The organism is Pseudomonadota bacterium, from assembly GCA_008501635.1.
In the GTDB taxonomy this organism is placed as follows: Bacteria; Pseudomonadota; Gammaproteobacteria; order QQUJ01; family QQUJ01; genus QQUJ01.
Genome location: QQUJ01000013.1, coordinates 70,480 through 86,108, shown reverse-complemented (window position 1 = coordinate 86,108; position 15,629 = coordinate 70,480). Strand labels below are relative to the sequence as shown.

The 15,629-nt window shown below is 60.7% G+C and carries 13 protein-coding genes; 1 reads left to right on the top strand and 12 read right to left on the bottom strand.

The window, feature by feature from the left end:
* Positions 1 to 331: 331 nt before the first annotated feature.
* The 4 genes from DWQ09_07265 to DWQ09_07250 all read right to left on the bottom strand — a co-directional run bounded on the left by DWQ09_07265 (position 332) and on the right by DWQ09_07250 (position 5,241).
* Entirely contained in the window at positions 332 to 769 is a 438-nt protein-coding gene (locus DWQ09_07265) for a D-tyrosyl-tRNA(Tyr) deacylase (protein ID KAA3628818.1), read from the bottom strand.
* Positions 770 to 1,068: 299 nt separating this feature from the next.
* On the bottom strand, positions 1,069 to 2,889 hold the full coding sequence (gene typA, locus DWQ09_07260) for a translational GTPase TypA (protein KAA3628817.1): 1,821 nt from the start codon (positions 2,887 to 2,889) through the stop codon (positions 1,069 to 1,071).
* Between the two features lie 90 nt (positions 2,890 to 2,979).
* Complete coding sequence (locus DWQ09_07255; protein KAA3628816.1) at positions 2,980 to 4,650, bottom strand: methyl-accepting chemotaxis protein; 1,671 nt, start codon at positions 4,648 to 4,650, stop codon at positions 2,980 to 2,982.
* 171 nt (positions 4,651 to 4,821) lie between these two features.
* Positions 4,822 to 5,241, bottom strand: coding sequence for a rhodanese-like domain-containing protein (locus DWQ09_07250; GenBank protein ID KAA3628815.1), 420 nt, complete (start codon positions 5,239 to 5,241; stop codon positions 4,822 to 4,824).
* Positions 5,242 to 5,362: 121 nt separating this feature from the next.
* Here DWQ09_07250 and DWQ09_07245 point away from each other — a divergent pair, with 121 nt between their 5' ends.
* Positions 5,363 to 5,587: a DUF2007 domain-containing protein gene (locus tag DWQ09_07245; protein ID KAA3628814.1), complete on the top strand. Its 225-nt coding sequence runs from the start codon at positions 5,363 to 5,365 to the stop codon at positions 5,585 to 5,587.
* A gap of 8 nt (positions 5,588 to 5,595) precedes the next feature.
* On the opposite strand, the gene DWQ09_07240 is transcribed toward DWQ09_07245, so the two are convergent.
* Genes DWQ09_07240 through DWQ09_07205 form a run of 8 tightly spaced genes read right to left on the bottom strand, consistent with a single transcriptional unit; the run spans position 5,596 to position 15,627 of the window.
* Complete coding sequence (locus DWQ09_07240) at positions 5,596 to 6,186, bottom strand: methyltransferase domain-containing protein (protein KAA3628828.1); 591 nt, start codon at positions 6,184 to 6,186, stop codon at positions 5,596 to 5,598.
* A gap of 10 nt (positions 6,187 to 6,196) precedes the next feature.
* Positions 6,197 to 7,648, bottom strand: coding sequence for a potassium transporter (locus DWQ09_07235; GenBank protein ID KAA3628813.1), 1,452 nt, complete (start codon positions 7,646 to 7,648; stop codon positions 6,197 to 6,199).
* A 5-nt stretch (positions 7,649 to 7,653) separates the two neighbouring features.
* Positions 7,654 to 9,027: a Trk system potassium transporter TrkA gene (locus DWQ09_07230; protein KAA3628812.1), complete on the bottom strand. Its 1,374-nt coding sequence runs from the start codon at positions 9,025 to 9,027 to the stop codon at positions 7,654 to 7,656.
* Positions 9,028 to 9,084: 57 nt separating this feature from the next.
* Positions 9,085 to 10,467, bottom strand: coding sequence for a sigma-54-dependent Fis family transcriptional regulator (locus DWQ09_07225; GenBank protein ID KAA3628811.1), 1,383 nt, complete (start codon positions 10,465 to 10,467; stop codon positions 9,085 to 9,087).
* Positions 10,464 to 12,725 carry a HAMP domain-containing protein gene (locus DWQ09_07220; GenBank protein KAA3628810.1) on the bottom strand — a complete coding sequence of 754 codons (2,262 nt, stop codon included), beginning with the start codon at positions 12,723 to 12,725 and terminating at the stop codon, positions 10,464 to 10,466. Before DWQ09_07220 ends, DWQ09_07225 begins: the two co-directional genes overlap by 4 nt.
* Positions 12,698 to 13,330, bottom strand: a complete 633-nt coding sequence (locus DWQ09_07215; GenBank protein ID KAA3628809.1) for a DUF4390 domain-containing protein — start codon at positions 13,328 to 13,330, stop codon at positions 12,698 to 12,700. The genes DWQ09_07220 and DWQ09_07215 overlap by 28 nt, the downstream gene beginning before the upstream one ends.
* Before the next feature lie 3 nt (positions 13,331 to 13,333).
* Entirely contained in the window at positions 13,334 to 14,677 is a 1,344-nt protein-coding gene (locus DWQ09_07210; GenBank protein ID KAA3628808.1) for a 16S rRNA (cytosine(967)-C(5))-methyltransferase RsmB, read from the bottom strand.
* Positions 14,674 to 15,627: a methionyl-tRNA formyltransferase gene (locus DWQ09_07205; GenBank protein KAA3628807.1), complete on the bottom strand. Its 954-nt coding sequence runs from the start codon at positions 15,625 to 15,627 to the stop codon at positions 14,674 to 14,676. The genes DWQ09_07210 and DWQ09_07205 overlap by 4 nt, the downstream gene beginning before the upstream one ends.
* Between the last annotated feature and the right edge of the window lie 2 nt (positions 15,628 to 15,629).

Sequence of the window (15,629 nt, the reverse complement as noted above, 5' to 3'; positions counted from 1 at the left end):
TTCGAATAACCGCCCGACCTCGCTCATCCACACCATGAACCTGCAACAACGTCTTTGCCACATCAATCCCTACTGTCGTAATCTTCATCTCGGTCGCCCCTTTCTGTTAAGTGGTTTGCTTCACGCTTCCACTGTGGCACTCAGATGCCGGGTAAGGAAGGGGCGACCATTCCATTAAAATCCCGCGCGTGCTGTGTTGAGCCCCAGAGGTGCGCTGGGTAGGCCCGAAGGCGCAGCCAATAGCAACGCTATTGGCAAGTCGAGAACACCGCCAGCGCACCTCTGGGGCCAACCCGAAGGGCCGGGCGCTCGGGGGATTCTGAGATAGATTCTAGACCTGCAACCAGAAAGTCACCGGCCCCTCGTTCACCAGGGCAACTTTCATCGCCGCACCGAAACGACCGCTGGCGACAGGCGCATGCTCCCGCTTAGCCTGAGCAAGCAGGTGAGCGAAGAGCCGCTCCCCAACCTCGGGAGGGGCTGCGGGCGTAAAGCTGGGGCGCATGCCCTTGTGGGTATCCGCCGCCAAGGTAAACTGCGGGACGAGCAGCAATCCGCCCTCGACATCGCGCAGGCTGCGGTTCATTTTCCCGTCACCGTCGGCAAATACCCGATAGCCCAGCACTCGATCCAACAGCCGCGCCGCCGTCGCTTCGCTGTCATCGCGCTCAACGCCGATCAACACCAGCAAACCAGCATCGATTGCTCCGATGGCTTCACCGGCCACCAGTACCTGCGCCTGCTCGACTCGCTGCAGTAAGCCAATCATCCGATTCCCCGCCACCTTGGCGCCGGCAGTCCTTTTGTAGGATATTTCCTACAAGAAAAAGCGCCAACAGCTCAATACTCCTGTCGCCGATCCTCCACTGTAACCCTGTAGGGACTGTGCCAATCTCTACCTACCGTCATGGGGAGACAGGATGTCTACGCAGACGGTGTAGGATTACAACACTCCACGGATGGAGATCCATCCCCTGTCAGCTAAGCACGGCGACCTTAACCCCGGCCATCGCGGCCGGGGTTTTTTAATTGTGACAGCCTGTTTTCAGGTCGTGAATCATCGCCCCGTCAGGCATCGACAGCCCGTGAGGCACGCTTGCGTTCATGCTCCTTGAGTTTCTTCTTGCGCACGCGCACGTTGCCTGGCGTCACTTCGACCAGCTCATCATCGTCGATGAACTCCAGCGCCTGTTCCAGGGTCATGCGGATTGGTGGCGTGAGCAGAATGTTTTCGTCACTGCCCGCGGCACGGATGTTGGTGAGTTGTTTCGCCTTCATCGGATTGACCACGAGGTCGTTATCACGGGAATGAATACCGATCACCATTCCTTCGTAGACCTCATCCCCGTGGCCAACGAAGAGCCGACCCCGCTCCTGAAGATTGAACAAGGCGTACGCCAGCGCCTTGCCGGCGGCGTTGGCAATCAACACACCGTTATTGCGGGTCCCGATTCGCCCCCGCTTTACCGGGCCGTAGTGATCGAAGGTGTGATAGATCAATCCGGTGCCGCTGGTGGCGGTGAGAAACTCCGTCTGAAAACCGATCAGACCGCGTGAGGGAATGACGTAATCGAGCCGCACACGCCCTTTGCCATCGAGGCGCATATCCTGCAGTTCGCCGTAGCGCTCGCCAATGCGCTCCATCACCGCACCCTGATAGAGATCCGGCACATCCAGCGTCAACGTCTCGTAAGGTTCGCAGAGTTGGCCGTCGATCTCCTTGATGATCACCTCCGGGCGCGATACCGCCAGTTCGTAACCCTCGCGCCGCATATTCTCGATGAGAATGGCAAGATGCAGCTCGCCGCGGCCCGAGACCTGGAAACGATCGGGATCGCCCGTCTCAACCACCCGCAGCGCAACGTTGTGCTCGAGTTCGCGCTTGAGCCGGGCCAGCAACTGGCGGCTGGTGAGATACTTGCCCTCGCGCCCGGCGAAAGGTGAGGTGTTGACCTGAAACGTCATGGTGACGGTGGGTTCGTCGACCGTCAGCGCAGGAAGTGCCTCCACGTTGTCCTGATCGCAGAGGGTGTCAGAGATCTGCAGACCATCGACGCCGGTGAAAGCCACGATGTCGCCGGCCTGCGCCTCCGCTACTTCTATCCGCTCCAATCCCAGAAACCCGAAGATCTGCAGCAGCCGCACATTGCGCCGATCACCGTCGCGATCGATCAATGTCAACGGTTGGTTACGCGTGACCGAACCGCGTTTGATGCGGCCGATACCGATCACACCGACATAGCTGTTGTAGTCGAGCGAACTCACCTGCAGTTGGAAGGGTCCAACCAGATCCACATCCGGGGGCGGCACCCGCTCGACGATGGTCTCAAACAGCGGGGTCATATCCCCCCCGCTCACACCCGCGTCGCGCGACGCATAACCTTGCAGTGCCGAGGCGTAGACCACCGGGAAATCGAGCTGCTCATCGGTGGCGCCCAATCGATCGAAGAGGTCAAAGGTTTCGTTCAGCACCCATTCGGGACGGGCGCCCGGGCGATCGATTTTGTTGATCACCACGATAGGCTTCAATCCCAGGCTGAAGGCCTTTTGGGTCACAAAGCGCGTTTGCGGCATCGGCCCATCGACAGCATCCACCAGCAGCAGCACTGAATCGACCATGGAAAGCACGCGTTCGACCTCGCCACCAAAATCGGCGTGACCCGGGGTGTCGACGATATTGATCCGGTAGTCGCGCCAGCGCACAGCGGTATTCTTGGAGAGGATCGTGATGCCGCGCTCGCGTTCCAAATCATTGGAATCCATCACACGCTCGACCAGCGTGGCCCGCTCACCGAGCGTCCCCGACTGTCTGAGCAGCTGATCCACCAGCGTGGTTTTGCCGTGATCGACATGAGCGATGATGGCGATATTGCGGAGATTTTCGATCACAAAAGGGTACCGCCTGTGCAGAGGGTGGCGGATTATAGCAGGAAGCCGGCCCCTGGATAGGGGCGGGATGCTGTAGCTGCGGATCAGCTTCTATCTGGACAGGTAACCGATTCGAAACCCGCCCCAATGGCGACCGTTGACAAAGATGGGCACCGAGAGATCGTGCATCACTTCGCCGGTATCGCGCTTGTAGGTTTGCAGGAGGAAGGGCTTGGTATGACTGCCACAGCGTGCACCGGTGCGGTCATTGAAGATGCGCTTGGTGCGATTGTTCACCAGATCCTTCTGGTAATCCCCACTCAATGGCTGTGAAAATTTCCTGTTGTGAGTGGGCAGATAGCCCCTGTCGTCCACCGCCGCGGCAAAGGTGATCGCCGTACACTCCGCAAGTATCGGCTCCTGAATGGCGGGCAGAACCTCATCCGTGTATCCGTCGAAACGGGTGGTGGATTTTTGCGGATCGGTACCCGGTATGGGCCGATAGTTGCGATCGAACAGATCGTCAATCGTCAGTCGGCCGCTGTTGACGGCCTGTTCGAATGTCTTACCGATCTGCGCAGCGGCCCGCTGCGCAATCGAGCGCACCTGATCGTGCACGGTACCAAGATCGGTATCACCCAGGATTTCAAACAGGGACTCGGCCCGGTCGGAAAGTTGCAACGCCTGTCGACCGACCGATTCGACCTCTGACTCGGTATCCGCAAGGTGCCTCGAGACCGTCTGAATGGATCCCGAGATCTGTTCCAGGTGGGCGTGATTCTGCTCCTCGCCTTCGGCTACAACCCGGATCTGCTGCTCCACTTGACGCGCCTGCTCCAGTACCTCTTCAAACTGCTTGTCGACCTTGGCGGTTTGTTCACTGCTCTCGGCGACCGCATCCACCAGGCTGTGCATCGTACTGGCCGCGCGACCCGTTTCCTCATTGATCTCCCCCACCATCTGACCAATCTCAGTGGTCGCGGCAGTGGTGCGTTTGGCGAGATTGCGTACTTCGTCGGCGACTACCGCAAAACCGCGCCCCTGGTCCCCGGCGCGCGCCGCTTCGATAGCTGCGTTGAGGGCCAGCAGATTGGTCTGATCGGCGATATCGTTGATAACTCCCGTGATCTGTTTGATCTGGTTGGCGCGCGCCTCCAGGCTGGACATCAGCTTGGCGGCAGCCTCGACGCGCGTGCGCATCTGCTCCATCTTCTGTGTCGAATCCTGGATGAACTCCTGACCGATATAGCTGGCACGGCGCGTCTTTTGCGCGGTCTCCACCGATTGCGCTGAGCTCTCGACCGCTGCCTGGACCGTACTGGAGATGATGCCGGCTGCATTGGCAATTTCGCTGACATGGGCGACTTGCGAATGCACCCGCTTCTTCAACATATCGGACGCGAACGAAACCTCCGCCGCCGCCATCGCCATACCGCCGCCAATCTCAGCCATTTGGATCACCAGCTCATTGTGGTTGGTGAAGAATTCGCCGACCTCCTGCACCAGACTCGCGACCGCAGCGGACCGGGGTTGCTGTATATCCTTGATTGAATTGCCATCGGTATCGAGCAACCGTTGGATGTAGCTGATGCCAGCGCCCATGGGTGCGGCGAGCATCAGATAGGTGACCAGGAAAGCGACGGCCGCGCAGACAACACCGATGACCAAAGCCAGGGTTACAGAACCACCACCGATGCTTGCGCCAACCGCAGCCACCACACCGCCCGCCGCGGCGGCAATGAAAAAAGCCGCAAAGGTTTGGCTACCGACATGGTCACTCATGTCTGGACCTCGTTGTTGGTGAGCACCGGCGATTCGTTACTTCGATCATGAAGCGGCGCCGGTTTCGAATTAATTGGGTCCAGTCCTTAGACACGCATTTCCACTCGGTCTTCAACCACCCAGTACTCCCCTGTTTCGGCGGTGCCGGACCAAACTTGAATCTCGAGGGATTCAGCACTGCTCCCAGGGCAATTGGTGAAAACGCCATCCGCCGCGCGTACTGCGATGGTGGTTCTCGTCAAGTTCGCCCTCGAAGCCCTCGAGTACGTTATAGACCTCTGCAAACCCGGCCTCGATCAACTTCTTGCCCGCCTCCAGCGAGCGCTTGCCGCTGCGGCAGATAAGGATCACCGGTGCAGCGCCCGCCTCGCCGTCCAGCGCGCCCCCCAGCATCAGCTCACGGACGCGGGTCACAAAATGGGGATTCACCGTCCAATCCGGCTCGTCCATCCAGGGAATATGAATCGCCCCCTTCGGATGACCGACGAAAAGATACTCCATGGTCGAGCGGATATCGATGAGCACGGCGCGCGGGTTTTCTCCCGCCAGGCGATGGGCATCTTTGGGTGAGAGGTGCTTAAATTCTGACATCTGTTAAGGGTCCTTGAATCGGGTAGACTGCTGCCATTCCTGCCACTACACAGTAGCGTGTAGGCGACACCCCGGCAACTTGGCACGCGCCACCCCGAAACCGTGTGTATTGCAAACGACCATGATCACCATCGCTACCTTTGACACCATGCCCGACGCCCATATCGCCCTCGGTCGCCTCCGTGCCGAAGGCATCGAGGCGTATCTGGCGGACGAGCACCTGGTGCAAACCGATTGGCTATACGCGATCGCTGTCGGGGGGATCAAGCTCCGCGTGGACGCTGCAGATGCAGATCGCGCCCGCGAGATCCTCGCTACCGACTATTCCGCGGACTGCGACGACTAACCCCGTTTTCAGGGTGACTTCTGCCCGACCAACAACGCCTCGCCGCGCCAACCCGCCTTGAGGTCGCCCAGCAGTAGTTCTTCGCGGTAGGCCCGCAGCCGCAAATCACGAAACAGGGTCAGCAATTCGTTGTCTTCCAGACGGTAAGGCCCCGCGGGTGGTCCCGTATCATCAATACGCGCAGTGGTGAAAGTCTGGTAGAAGAGCAGCCCCTGCGGGCGCAAGGCATCCACCAACAGCGGAGCCAGGCTGCGTTCGAGAAAATGGGTCACAACGATGACATCGAAACTCGCTGCCGCGGGGGGTGCCGCACAGACATCGCGTACCTGCGCCACCATCGGCAGCCGGTGCTGCCGAGCGAAATCCCCGAGTTTCTCGACCGCCACGGAGGAGATATCCCAGGCCTCTGTCGTCAACCCGTGTTGCGCGAGAAACAGCGCATTGCCGCCGAGCCCCGAGGCGAGATCCAAGGCACGGCCGTGCGCCGGCAGCAGATGCGCGTAGCCACGCAGGACGAAAGCGGGTTGTGCCTCCTGTACCGAGCTGTCTCGATACCGGGCATCCCACTTGGCCTGCTGGGCTAGGGCGTCGTCGTTCACCACAAGAAATCTACCGGCGCCAGAAGCTGGGGGTGAAAAGTACCAGCAGAGTAAAGATCTCCAGGCGCCCGAGCATCATGGCGAAGACCAGTATCCACTTGGCGAGATCGCTCAGATCAGAATAGTTGGCCCCCACATCGCCCAGCCCGGGTCCAAGATTGTTGAGGCAGGCGGCAATTGCGGAGAACGCCGTCACCTGATCGAGACCGGTTGCCATCAGCAGCAGCATCATGGCGCTGAAAGTCACCACATAGAGTGAGAAAAACCCCCACACCGAACTGATGACACGCTCGGAAAGCGCCTTGTTGCCGATCTTCACCGGCACCTGTGCGCTGGGATGGATCAGACGTTTGATCTCGCGCTTTCCCTGGTGATAGATCAGCAACCAGCGAATCACCTTCATGCCACCGCCAGTGGACCCGGCGCAGCCGCCGATGAAGCTGGCGAAGATCAGCATCACCGGAAGAAAACTTGGCCACGCGTAGTATTCCGCCGTGGTGAAACCCGTAGTGGTGCCGATGGAAACCGCCTGAAAGATGCCGTGGTGCACGGCAGTGCCAAAGTCACTGAAAGTGCCCGAGTAAATCAGGTAAGCGGTGGTGATCGTGGCCAATACGCCCAGCACGGTGAGATAGGCGCGCACCTCGGGATCGTCCCAGTAGAGGCGCAGGGAGAGGCTGCGCCAGGCCATAAAGTGCAACGCGAAATTCATGCCTGCCAAAAGCATGAACACCACCGCAACCGCCTCGATCAGCGCGCTGTTGAAATAACCCATACTGAGATCGTGTGTGGAAAATCCGCCGATCGCCACGGTGGAGAAGGCGTGACCAATCGCGTCGAACAGTGTCATGCCGGCCAGCCAGTAACCCAGCCCGCACAGGATCGTCATCCCCAGATAGATGTACCAGAGCGCCTTGGCGGTCTCCGTAATACGCGGAGTGAGTTTGGTGTCCTTCATGGGGCCGGGGGTCTCGGCCCGATAGAGCTGCATGCCGCCAACGCCGAGTATCGGCAGAATCGCCACCGCCAGCACGATGATGCCCATCCCTCCCAGCCATTGCAGTTGCTGGCGATAGTAGAGGATGGCATGGGGAAGGTCATCGATACCGATGATCACCGTGGCACCGGTAGTGGTCAGTCCCGAAAGCGATTCAAACAACGCATCGGTAAAACTCATGCGCGGGCTTTCGGCCAACGACAACGGCAGCGCACCAAACAAACCCAGCACGGCCCAGAACATCACCACTACGACAAACCCATCGCGCAGGCGCAACTCCCTCTTCATGGCCGCTGTCGGCAGCCACAGCGCCAATCCGGTACCCAGAGTCACCACGAAGGCCAACAGGAAGGCGAGGGTCGCACCGTCGGCGTACCAGAGCGCCACCCCGATGGGTGGCAGCATGGTCAGGCTGAAGATGGTCAGTAACAGACCGAGGATGCGTTGTACGGCGACCAGTTGCATGGCTATCAGATGAAGGTGACGCCAACCTGGAAAAGTTTTTCCACCTGGGGCACATACTTTTTATCGACGAGGAACAGAATGACATGATCCTCCGCCTCTATCAGCGTGTCATGATGGGCCATGAGCACCTGATCGCCGCGCACGATGGCGCCGATCGAGGTGCCGGGTGGCAGGGAAATATCCTCGATAGCGCGACCCACCACCTTCGAGGTTTTGGCGTCGCCGTGGGCGACAGCCTCAATCGCCTCGGCCGCGCCACGGCGCAGGGAATGCGCCACGACCACGTCACCGCGTCGCACATGGGTAAGCAATCCGCTGATGGTCGCCTGTTGCGGCGAGATGGCGATGTCGATGGTGCTCGATTCAACCAGATCCACGTACGAGGCGCGGTTGATGAGCGCCATCACCTTACGCGCCCCGAGGCGCTTGGCCAGCATCGAGGAGAGTATGTTGGCTTCGTCCTCGTTGGTCAGCGCGCAGAAAATGTCGGTGCTATCGATGTTCTCTTCCAACAGCAGCTCTTCGTCTGCGGCATCGCCCAACAGCACGATAGTGCGATCGAGCTGCTCGGAGATCTCGCGCGCGCGCGCGGCTCCACGCTCGATGAGTTTCACCTGATAGGAGTTCTCCAGGGCCTGGGCAACCGCTTTACCGATATTGCCGCCACCGGCGATGACGATGCTCTTGACCGGGCGATCAAGACGCCCGAATTCGCCCATCACCTTACGTATGTCTTTTTTGGCCGCGATGAAGAAAACCTCATCGTCGGCTTCGATGACAGTATCGCCTTCGGGGATGATCGGCTTGTCGTGACGGAACACGGCCGCCACCCGTGTCTCCACACCCGGCATGTGTTCGCGCAACGCCTTGAGCTGATTGCCCACCAATGGACCACCGTAATAGGCGCGCACCGCCACCAGACCCACACGGCCGTCGGCGAACTCCAGCACTTGCAGTGCACCAGGATGCTCGATCAGCCGCTGCACATAGTCGGTAACCAACTGCTCGGGGCTGATCAGCACATCGACCGGTAACGCCTCCTGCGCAAAAATGCCGGGGCGCGAAAGATACTCTACCGCGCGCACCCGAGCGATCTTGGTAGGCGTATGAAACAGGGTGTAGGCAATCTGGCAGGCGATCATGTTGGTCTCATCAGAGTTGGTCACCGCCAGGATGATGTCGGCGTCTTCGCCGCCGGCGCGCTCCAGAACCTCGGGATGTGAGGCATAACCGACGACGGTGCGCAGATCGAGCCGATCCTGCAGCTCGCGCAGACGTACCGGATCACGATCGACGATGGTGATGTCGTTCGCCTCGCCAGCCAAAATGCCGGCTACCGACGCGCCGACCTGGCCGGCGCCAAGGATAAGAATTTTCATGCTTGATCAGGTCTGTCGCTTGGCAATTGTTGTTCTTGCGTCTGAAGTTGATCTGGTTTACTTCTCGGCGGCGGTTTGACGCGTGCTGATCCCCAATCCCCGCAGTTTGCGATAGAGATGCGTGCGCTCCATTCCAACCAAGGTCGCGAGCTGGGCAATGCTGCCGCCGACTTGTTGCAGATGATGCTCCAGGTAACTGCGCTCGAACTGCTCGCGCGCCTCGCGCAGCGGCAGTTCAAAATCGACGACCGCCCCACCCGTCTGCGTGACCACCTGCACCACCGGTTGGGCACCCAAGGCCGCGCTCACCTCATCGGGCCCGATCTCCTCGCCGCTGCCCAGTATCAACAGCCGCTGTACGAGATTCTTCAGTTCGCGGATGTTGCCGGGCCAGGTGTGATTGCGCAAGCGGTTCTGCGCTGCCGTGGAGAACCGCCGGTAGGGCAGATTCTCGCGGGTAACGAAATAATCCACGTAAAACGTCAATAATTCGGGCACATCCTCACAATGTTCGCGCAGCGGCGGAACCTCGAGCGGCACCACATTGAGATGGTAGTAGAGATCTTCACGAAAGTGCCCCACTCGCACGTCCTGCTCCAAATCGCGATGCGTTGCGGCAATGATGCGCACGTTGACGTTGACCGGCGAATTACCTCCAACGCGCAAGAACGAGCGCGTCTCCAGCGCGCTCACCAATCGCGCCTGGGTTTCCGGATCCATGTCGGCGATTTCATCGAGAAACAGGGTGCCGCCGTTGGCCTGCTCGAGACGACCGTAGTGGATGACCTCGCCTTCCTCGCTGCCGAACAATTCGGTTGCTGAATTTTCACGGGCGATGGAGCCGACGCCTACGACGATGAAAGGTCCGGTGCGGCGCGGACTATGCGCATGAATGTAGCGTGCCAATGTCTCTTTGCCGGTGCCCGGTTCACCGGTGAGCAGCACCCATGTTTCGTGCTCGGCGATCCGTTGCGACTGTTCGCGAAGATGCTGCATCAGGCTGCTGCGACCGCCGGGCTCGATTTCAGTGAGCCCGTGTTCGCGCAGTTGGGCATTCTCGCGCTGCAGGCGCTCGATCTCCATCGCACGGGTTACGGTCAACTGCAGCTTGGCAATCGACAGGGGTTTTTCGATATAGTCGTAGGCGCCCAGACGCGTTGCTTCGACAGCTGTCTCCACCGTACCGTGTCCCGACATCATGATCACCGGACAAGGCAGGCCATCCTCCTCCGACCACTCTTTCAGCAGCGATACACCGTCGAGATCGGGCATCCAGATGTCGAGAAGAATAAGGTCGGGGCGACGTGTGCGCAGCGACGATCGCGCGCTCTCCGCGCAGTCGGCCACCTCCACCTCGTACCCTTCATCCTCCAGGATCTCCTGGAGAAGTTGGCGGATGTCGGGTTCATCATCCACCACCAGTATGTGCGGTCTGCTCATCGCTTGGCGGCTCGGGTGGTGTTATGGGCATCGCCCACGGTATCGACCGCTGAGATTGCTTCTTGCGTCGCGTCGATCACCGCGGCCGGCAGGCGGATGATAAGGCAGGCGCCGCCTGTCGGTGCGGACTCGGCCCATATGATACCACCGTGCTCTTCGACAATTTTCTTCACGATCGCCAGGCCCAATCCGGTCCCCTTGTGTTTGTTGGTGACGTAGGGTTCGAAAGCATGCGGCGCGATGTCGCTGGGGAATCCAGGTCCATTGTCGCAGAGCTTGAGCTCAGCATAGCGATTGCTGCGCTCCTCGATACTGCGAGTCTCAATCTCGATCACTGCCTCCGGCAGGTCCGCCGTTGCCTCCTGGGCATTCTTCAACAGGTTGTGCAGCAGCTGCCGAATACGACCTGCGTCGACTTCCACCACCGGGAGATCTTCGCTTAGCGTCACCGCGAGGTGCAGATTGTCGTGATCACGGACATGCCGATAGAGTTCAAGCACCTCGCTGACCAGATTGTTGAGTTCGGCCGGCGCCAGTTTCAGCGGCGGTGGTCGAGCATAATCCGAGAAGGCGTTGACCATCTCTTTCATGGTCTTTACCTGCTGCACGATAGTGTGAGTGTACCGATCCAACGCACGCGCCTCTTCGGCGGGCAGGCGGCCCAGGTACTTCTGACGCAGGCGCTCGGCAGAGAGCTGGATCGGCGTCAGCGGGTTCTTGATCTCGTGCGCGAGGCGCCGCGCCACTTCGCCCCAGGCCGCATCGCGCTGCGCCTGAACCAATGCGGTCACGTCATCAAACACCACCACAAATCCGCCGCCGGTCTCCCAGCCGGGCAGCGCCGTGCCACTGCACATCAGTACCTTGCGCGATCCACTGCCGGGCAATACCACCTCCTGATTCCAGTCGCTGGTGGTGCCTGACAGGTGCTCGATCAGGGTCGTGAAAAAAGGTTTCAATGTCGGCTGGCTGGCTGCCAGGGCATCGAGATCACGGCTCACCCACTGCGCGGCCTCGATGCCAAGAATCAGCTGCGCGGCCCGATTGATGCGCAGAATACGCAGTTCATCGTCCAGCGTCACCACGCCGGAGGAGAGATGGCCCAGCACCGCTTCGAGGTAGGCATTCTGCTCCTCCAACAACTGCTGGCTGCGCCGCGCCTCGGCGCTGGTGCGGGCGATGCGCCGGGTCATGGTATTGAACGACTGGACGAGAAAGCCCATCTCGTCACGTGTGCTGAGCGGTACCCGTTTGGCGTAATCCCCCGCAGCCACCGCGCGCGTCCCTTCCGCAAGATCGCGAATCGGTGCAGCAATTCTGCGCGCCGAGAAGAACGCCGCCAGCACCGCAGCCAGAATACTCAGCAACAGCACCAGCGAGAGGGTCAGGGTAAAACTGTATTTAAGTGGGTTGCGCAGAAACGTCAGCTCTTTGTATTGTGAGAACGCCTCCTGAACGCTGGCGGCGAGCGTGTCGGCGCTTTTGGGGACTACGTACAGCGCCTGCAGCGTGCGGCTCTCACCCCCGGGATCGGTGACCAGCACCTTGACGACGGCGCGGACATGCAGACCGGTGTTGGGAATCGGATCAAGCCCGACGTACGATCCGGACTGGCGCACCTGCAGCAATACCCCTTCGCCCGGCTGGTTGGGCACCAGCACCGTCGAGTCGGAGCTGCTGGTCGCCAGCACGCGACCATTGCCCGCGAGCAAAGCCAATTCGGAGGCACCGCTTCCCGAGCGCAGATCATCCAACGTGACGGCAATCTCGGCGGCGGGGACATCGGCCAACTCTCCGGCCATCTGCTCGGTCTGACGCAGTGCCTCGCGCATACGCAGATCGAGCGCAAGGCGACTCAGTTCGAGAGAATCCTCCAGCGCCTTCTCGATTTTCACATCGAACCAGCTATCGATGCCGCGGTGAAGGAACTGCAGCGAAAAATAGTAGACCACCAACACCGGCGCGACGGAGAGCACCACAAAAATCGCTACCATACGCACCGTCAGGCGTGCACCGGCGACGCCGCGACGATACTGCGACACCAACCGATAGAGATTGACGCCGATCAATCCGAGCAGGGCGGCCAGGCCCAGCACGTTGATGACCAGCAGCACTGAAAACATGCGTCCGAAGCGCGTCGAGTTCTCCGTGGCATCCCCCATCAGAAAGAGTGAGACCAGCAGTATGGCCCCCAATGGAATGAGAGGTACCCACCCGGTGGTGAGACGCTTCAGGAGTTCAGGGACCATTCGTACCATTCGCTCACCAGACGCCACTCATCCGAGAGATAAGCGACCGGCCGCAAGGGGGAAGGGAGCGATTCGATATCGAGCCGCACGCGCAAACGTGCCTGATAACGGGTATCGGGCTTGAGTAGTTTTTTGTCGAGAATCGGCACATCCTGCATCCGCCCCATGACCTCCAGCGCCGAATACAACGATGAGAAACTGCGCTGGGCACCGCTGTTGAGACTGGTCAGCAGGTACTGACGGCTCAAGGCGTGAAACTGCAGCAGATAGAACTGGCTCAGTTCCGCAACATCCTCGTTCAACCAGTACCAGCGGCCGCGGTAAACTTCGATCTGAATCTCGACGGTCAGCGGGACACCGTTCTGCAGTGCCTCACGTACGGCTTCGCTGAATTGGTAGGAGATTCTAGCGTCGAGCCTGTAGACACCTTCTTCCAATCGCGTGCCGGCCTGCTCGACAACAAAAACGCCCCCGTCGGCCCATGTCGCCGTTGCCGCCACTGCGCTCCACGCCAGGAGCAACGTCGCCAGTATGCTGAACAGCTGGCGATGTCTTCTTTCCCGGCGCATCTGTGTGTTCGCTTGCACGAAGCGCTGACCTCCGCCCGCAATCACGCGTCAATCGGTTGCGCGTTTTATGACACACGCGTAGTAAAACCCATCCATCCCCGCCGCGCCGGCAAGAATTTGTCGGCCCACCGGCTGCGCCCTGCCCCACTCGGCCGCGATGGGCACATTCGCGGCATCCGTATGCGCGGCAACGAAAGACGCCATGCGCTCGCTGTTCTCTTGCGGCAACACCGAGCAGGTCGCATACAACAGCATACCCCCCGGCTTGACCAGCGGCCACAAGGCCTCCAGCAGCACACCCTGGCGGTGTGTCAATTCGGGAATATCCGTCGGGCGGCGTAAAACCTTGATATCGGGATGGCGGCGAATGACGCCGGTACCCGAGCAAGGAGCATCCAACAGTATGCGATCAAAGGGCACGCCATCCCACCAGTCCTGGGGATGCGCGGCATCCGCCGCACGCACTGTCGCCGTCAAATCCAGTCGCCGCAGGTTGGACTCCAACGTGGTCAAGCGCTGTGCGTCGACATCGATCGCCATCACCTCGGCGAGTCGCAGCTCCTGTTCCAGGATATGACAGGTCTTGCCGCCGGGTGCAGCGCAGGCATCGAGGACGCGCTGACCGGGTGCCAGCTGCAACAATGCGGCGGCCAGCTGCGCCGCAGCATCCTGTACCGACACCTCGCCGGTGGCAAACCCCGGCAGGCTACGGACATCCATCGCCCGTTCGAGGCGCAGCGCCTGGGGACAGTAGGGCAGAATTTCAGCCGCAATGCCCGCGCTTTGCAGACGGCGTAAATATTCGCCGCGCGTGGTGCGCAGCGCATTTACCCGCAAAGTCATCGGGGGACGCTGGTTGTTCGCAGCGACAAGCGCTTCCCAATCGTCGGGCCAGGCGCTGCGCAGCGCCTCCAACAGCCAGCGAGGATGGGCGGAAGCGGCATCAGCCGCCTCGACCCACCCGGACACCGCATCGCGTCGGTTTTGGAGCTGGCGCAGCACCGCGTTGACCAGCCCAACCGCCCAGTCCTTCCCCAGGTGGCGCGTCGCCTCCACGGTCTGGGACAGCGCCACGTGATCGGGCACGGCAAGATGCAGCATCTGATAGATGCCGGCCAGCAGCAGTGCATGCACATCGCGATCGCGGCGGCGCAGCGGGCGATCCATGAGGTGCGCCAATACCGCCTCCAGCGGCTGCAACCAACGCAGAACGCCGTAACTGAGCTCCTTCGCCAGGCTGCGCTCCTGGAGCACCAACCCGGCGGCTGCGACATCGAATGCTGCGTTCAGCGAGCGCCCTTCGTCGATCACCTGCTGGAGCACCCGCGCAGCGACTGCCCGGCCGCTGGGAACACGACGCGGCAGTTTGGGGGGGAGGCGTCGTGCTTTCATCGCGGGACAGCGATCGTGGCTCCGAGAATGGTATCCGAGAGATCGCGCGAGTTGACAAAATCAGCAGCCGGCATCCGTCGCGAGCCGGCGGGTTGCAACTCAAGTATCCGCAAAACCCCGTCACCGGTCGCAACATCCACCCCGCTGCCCCCGCTGCGGAGCACAGTGCCTGGCAACGCAGGGCTCGCCTGCCCGAGCGGCTCGGCGCGCCAGATACGCAACGGTTGTCCCCCATAGTCGGTATAGGCCACCGGCCAGGGATTGAACGCCCGGACCGCGCGATCCAGTTGCGCGGCAGAGCGCCGCCAATCAATGCACGCCTCCTCCTTGCTGAGCTTCCTGGCGTAGGTTGCAGAATTCTCATCCTGGGGCCGGGCGCGGATAGACCCGGTTTCCAATGCCGGTAGCGATGCCAATAAAAGCTCGGCGCCCATAACCATCAACCGGTCATGAAGGGACTGCGCCGTTTCGGTCGTTGCGATTCTGGTGGCGGTCTGGGCCAGCATGGCCCCCGTATCCAGACCTTCATCCATCTGCATCAAGGTAATACCGGTTTCGCGATCACCCGCCTCGATCGCGCGCTGAATGGGGGCGGCACCACGCCAACGGGGCAACAGGCTGGCATGGATGTTTACACACCCCAATCGCGGTGCCGTCAGCACTTCCTTGGGAAGAATCAGTCCATAAGCCACAACCACCATCAGATCGCTGTGCAGATCGGCCAATCGCTGCTGTTCCGCCCCATCCCTGAGAGTGAGCGGCTGTTGGATCGGGACCCCTGCCGCCAGCGCCGCTTCTTTTACCGGGCTGGTGTGCAGCTTGCGCCCGCGACCCGCCGGACGATCCGGCTGCGTGTAGACCGCACAGACTTCGTGCATCGACGCCAACAGGGCCAGGAGCGGCGGAACCGAAAAATCCGGCGTGCCGGCAAAGATGATTCTCAACCGTATTT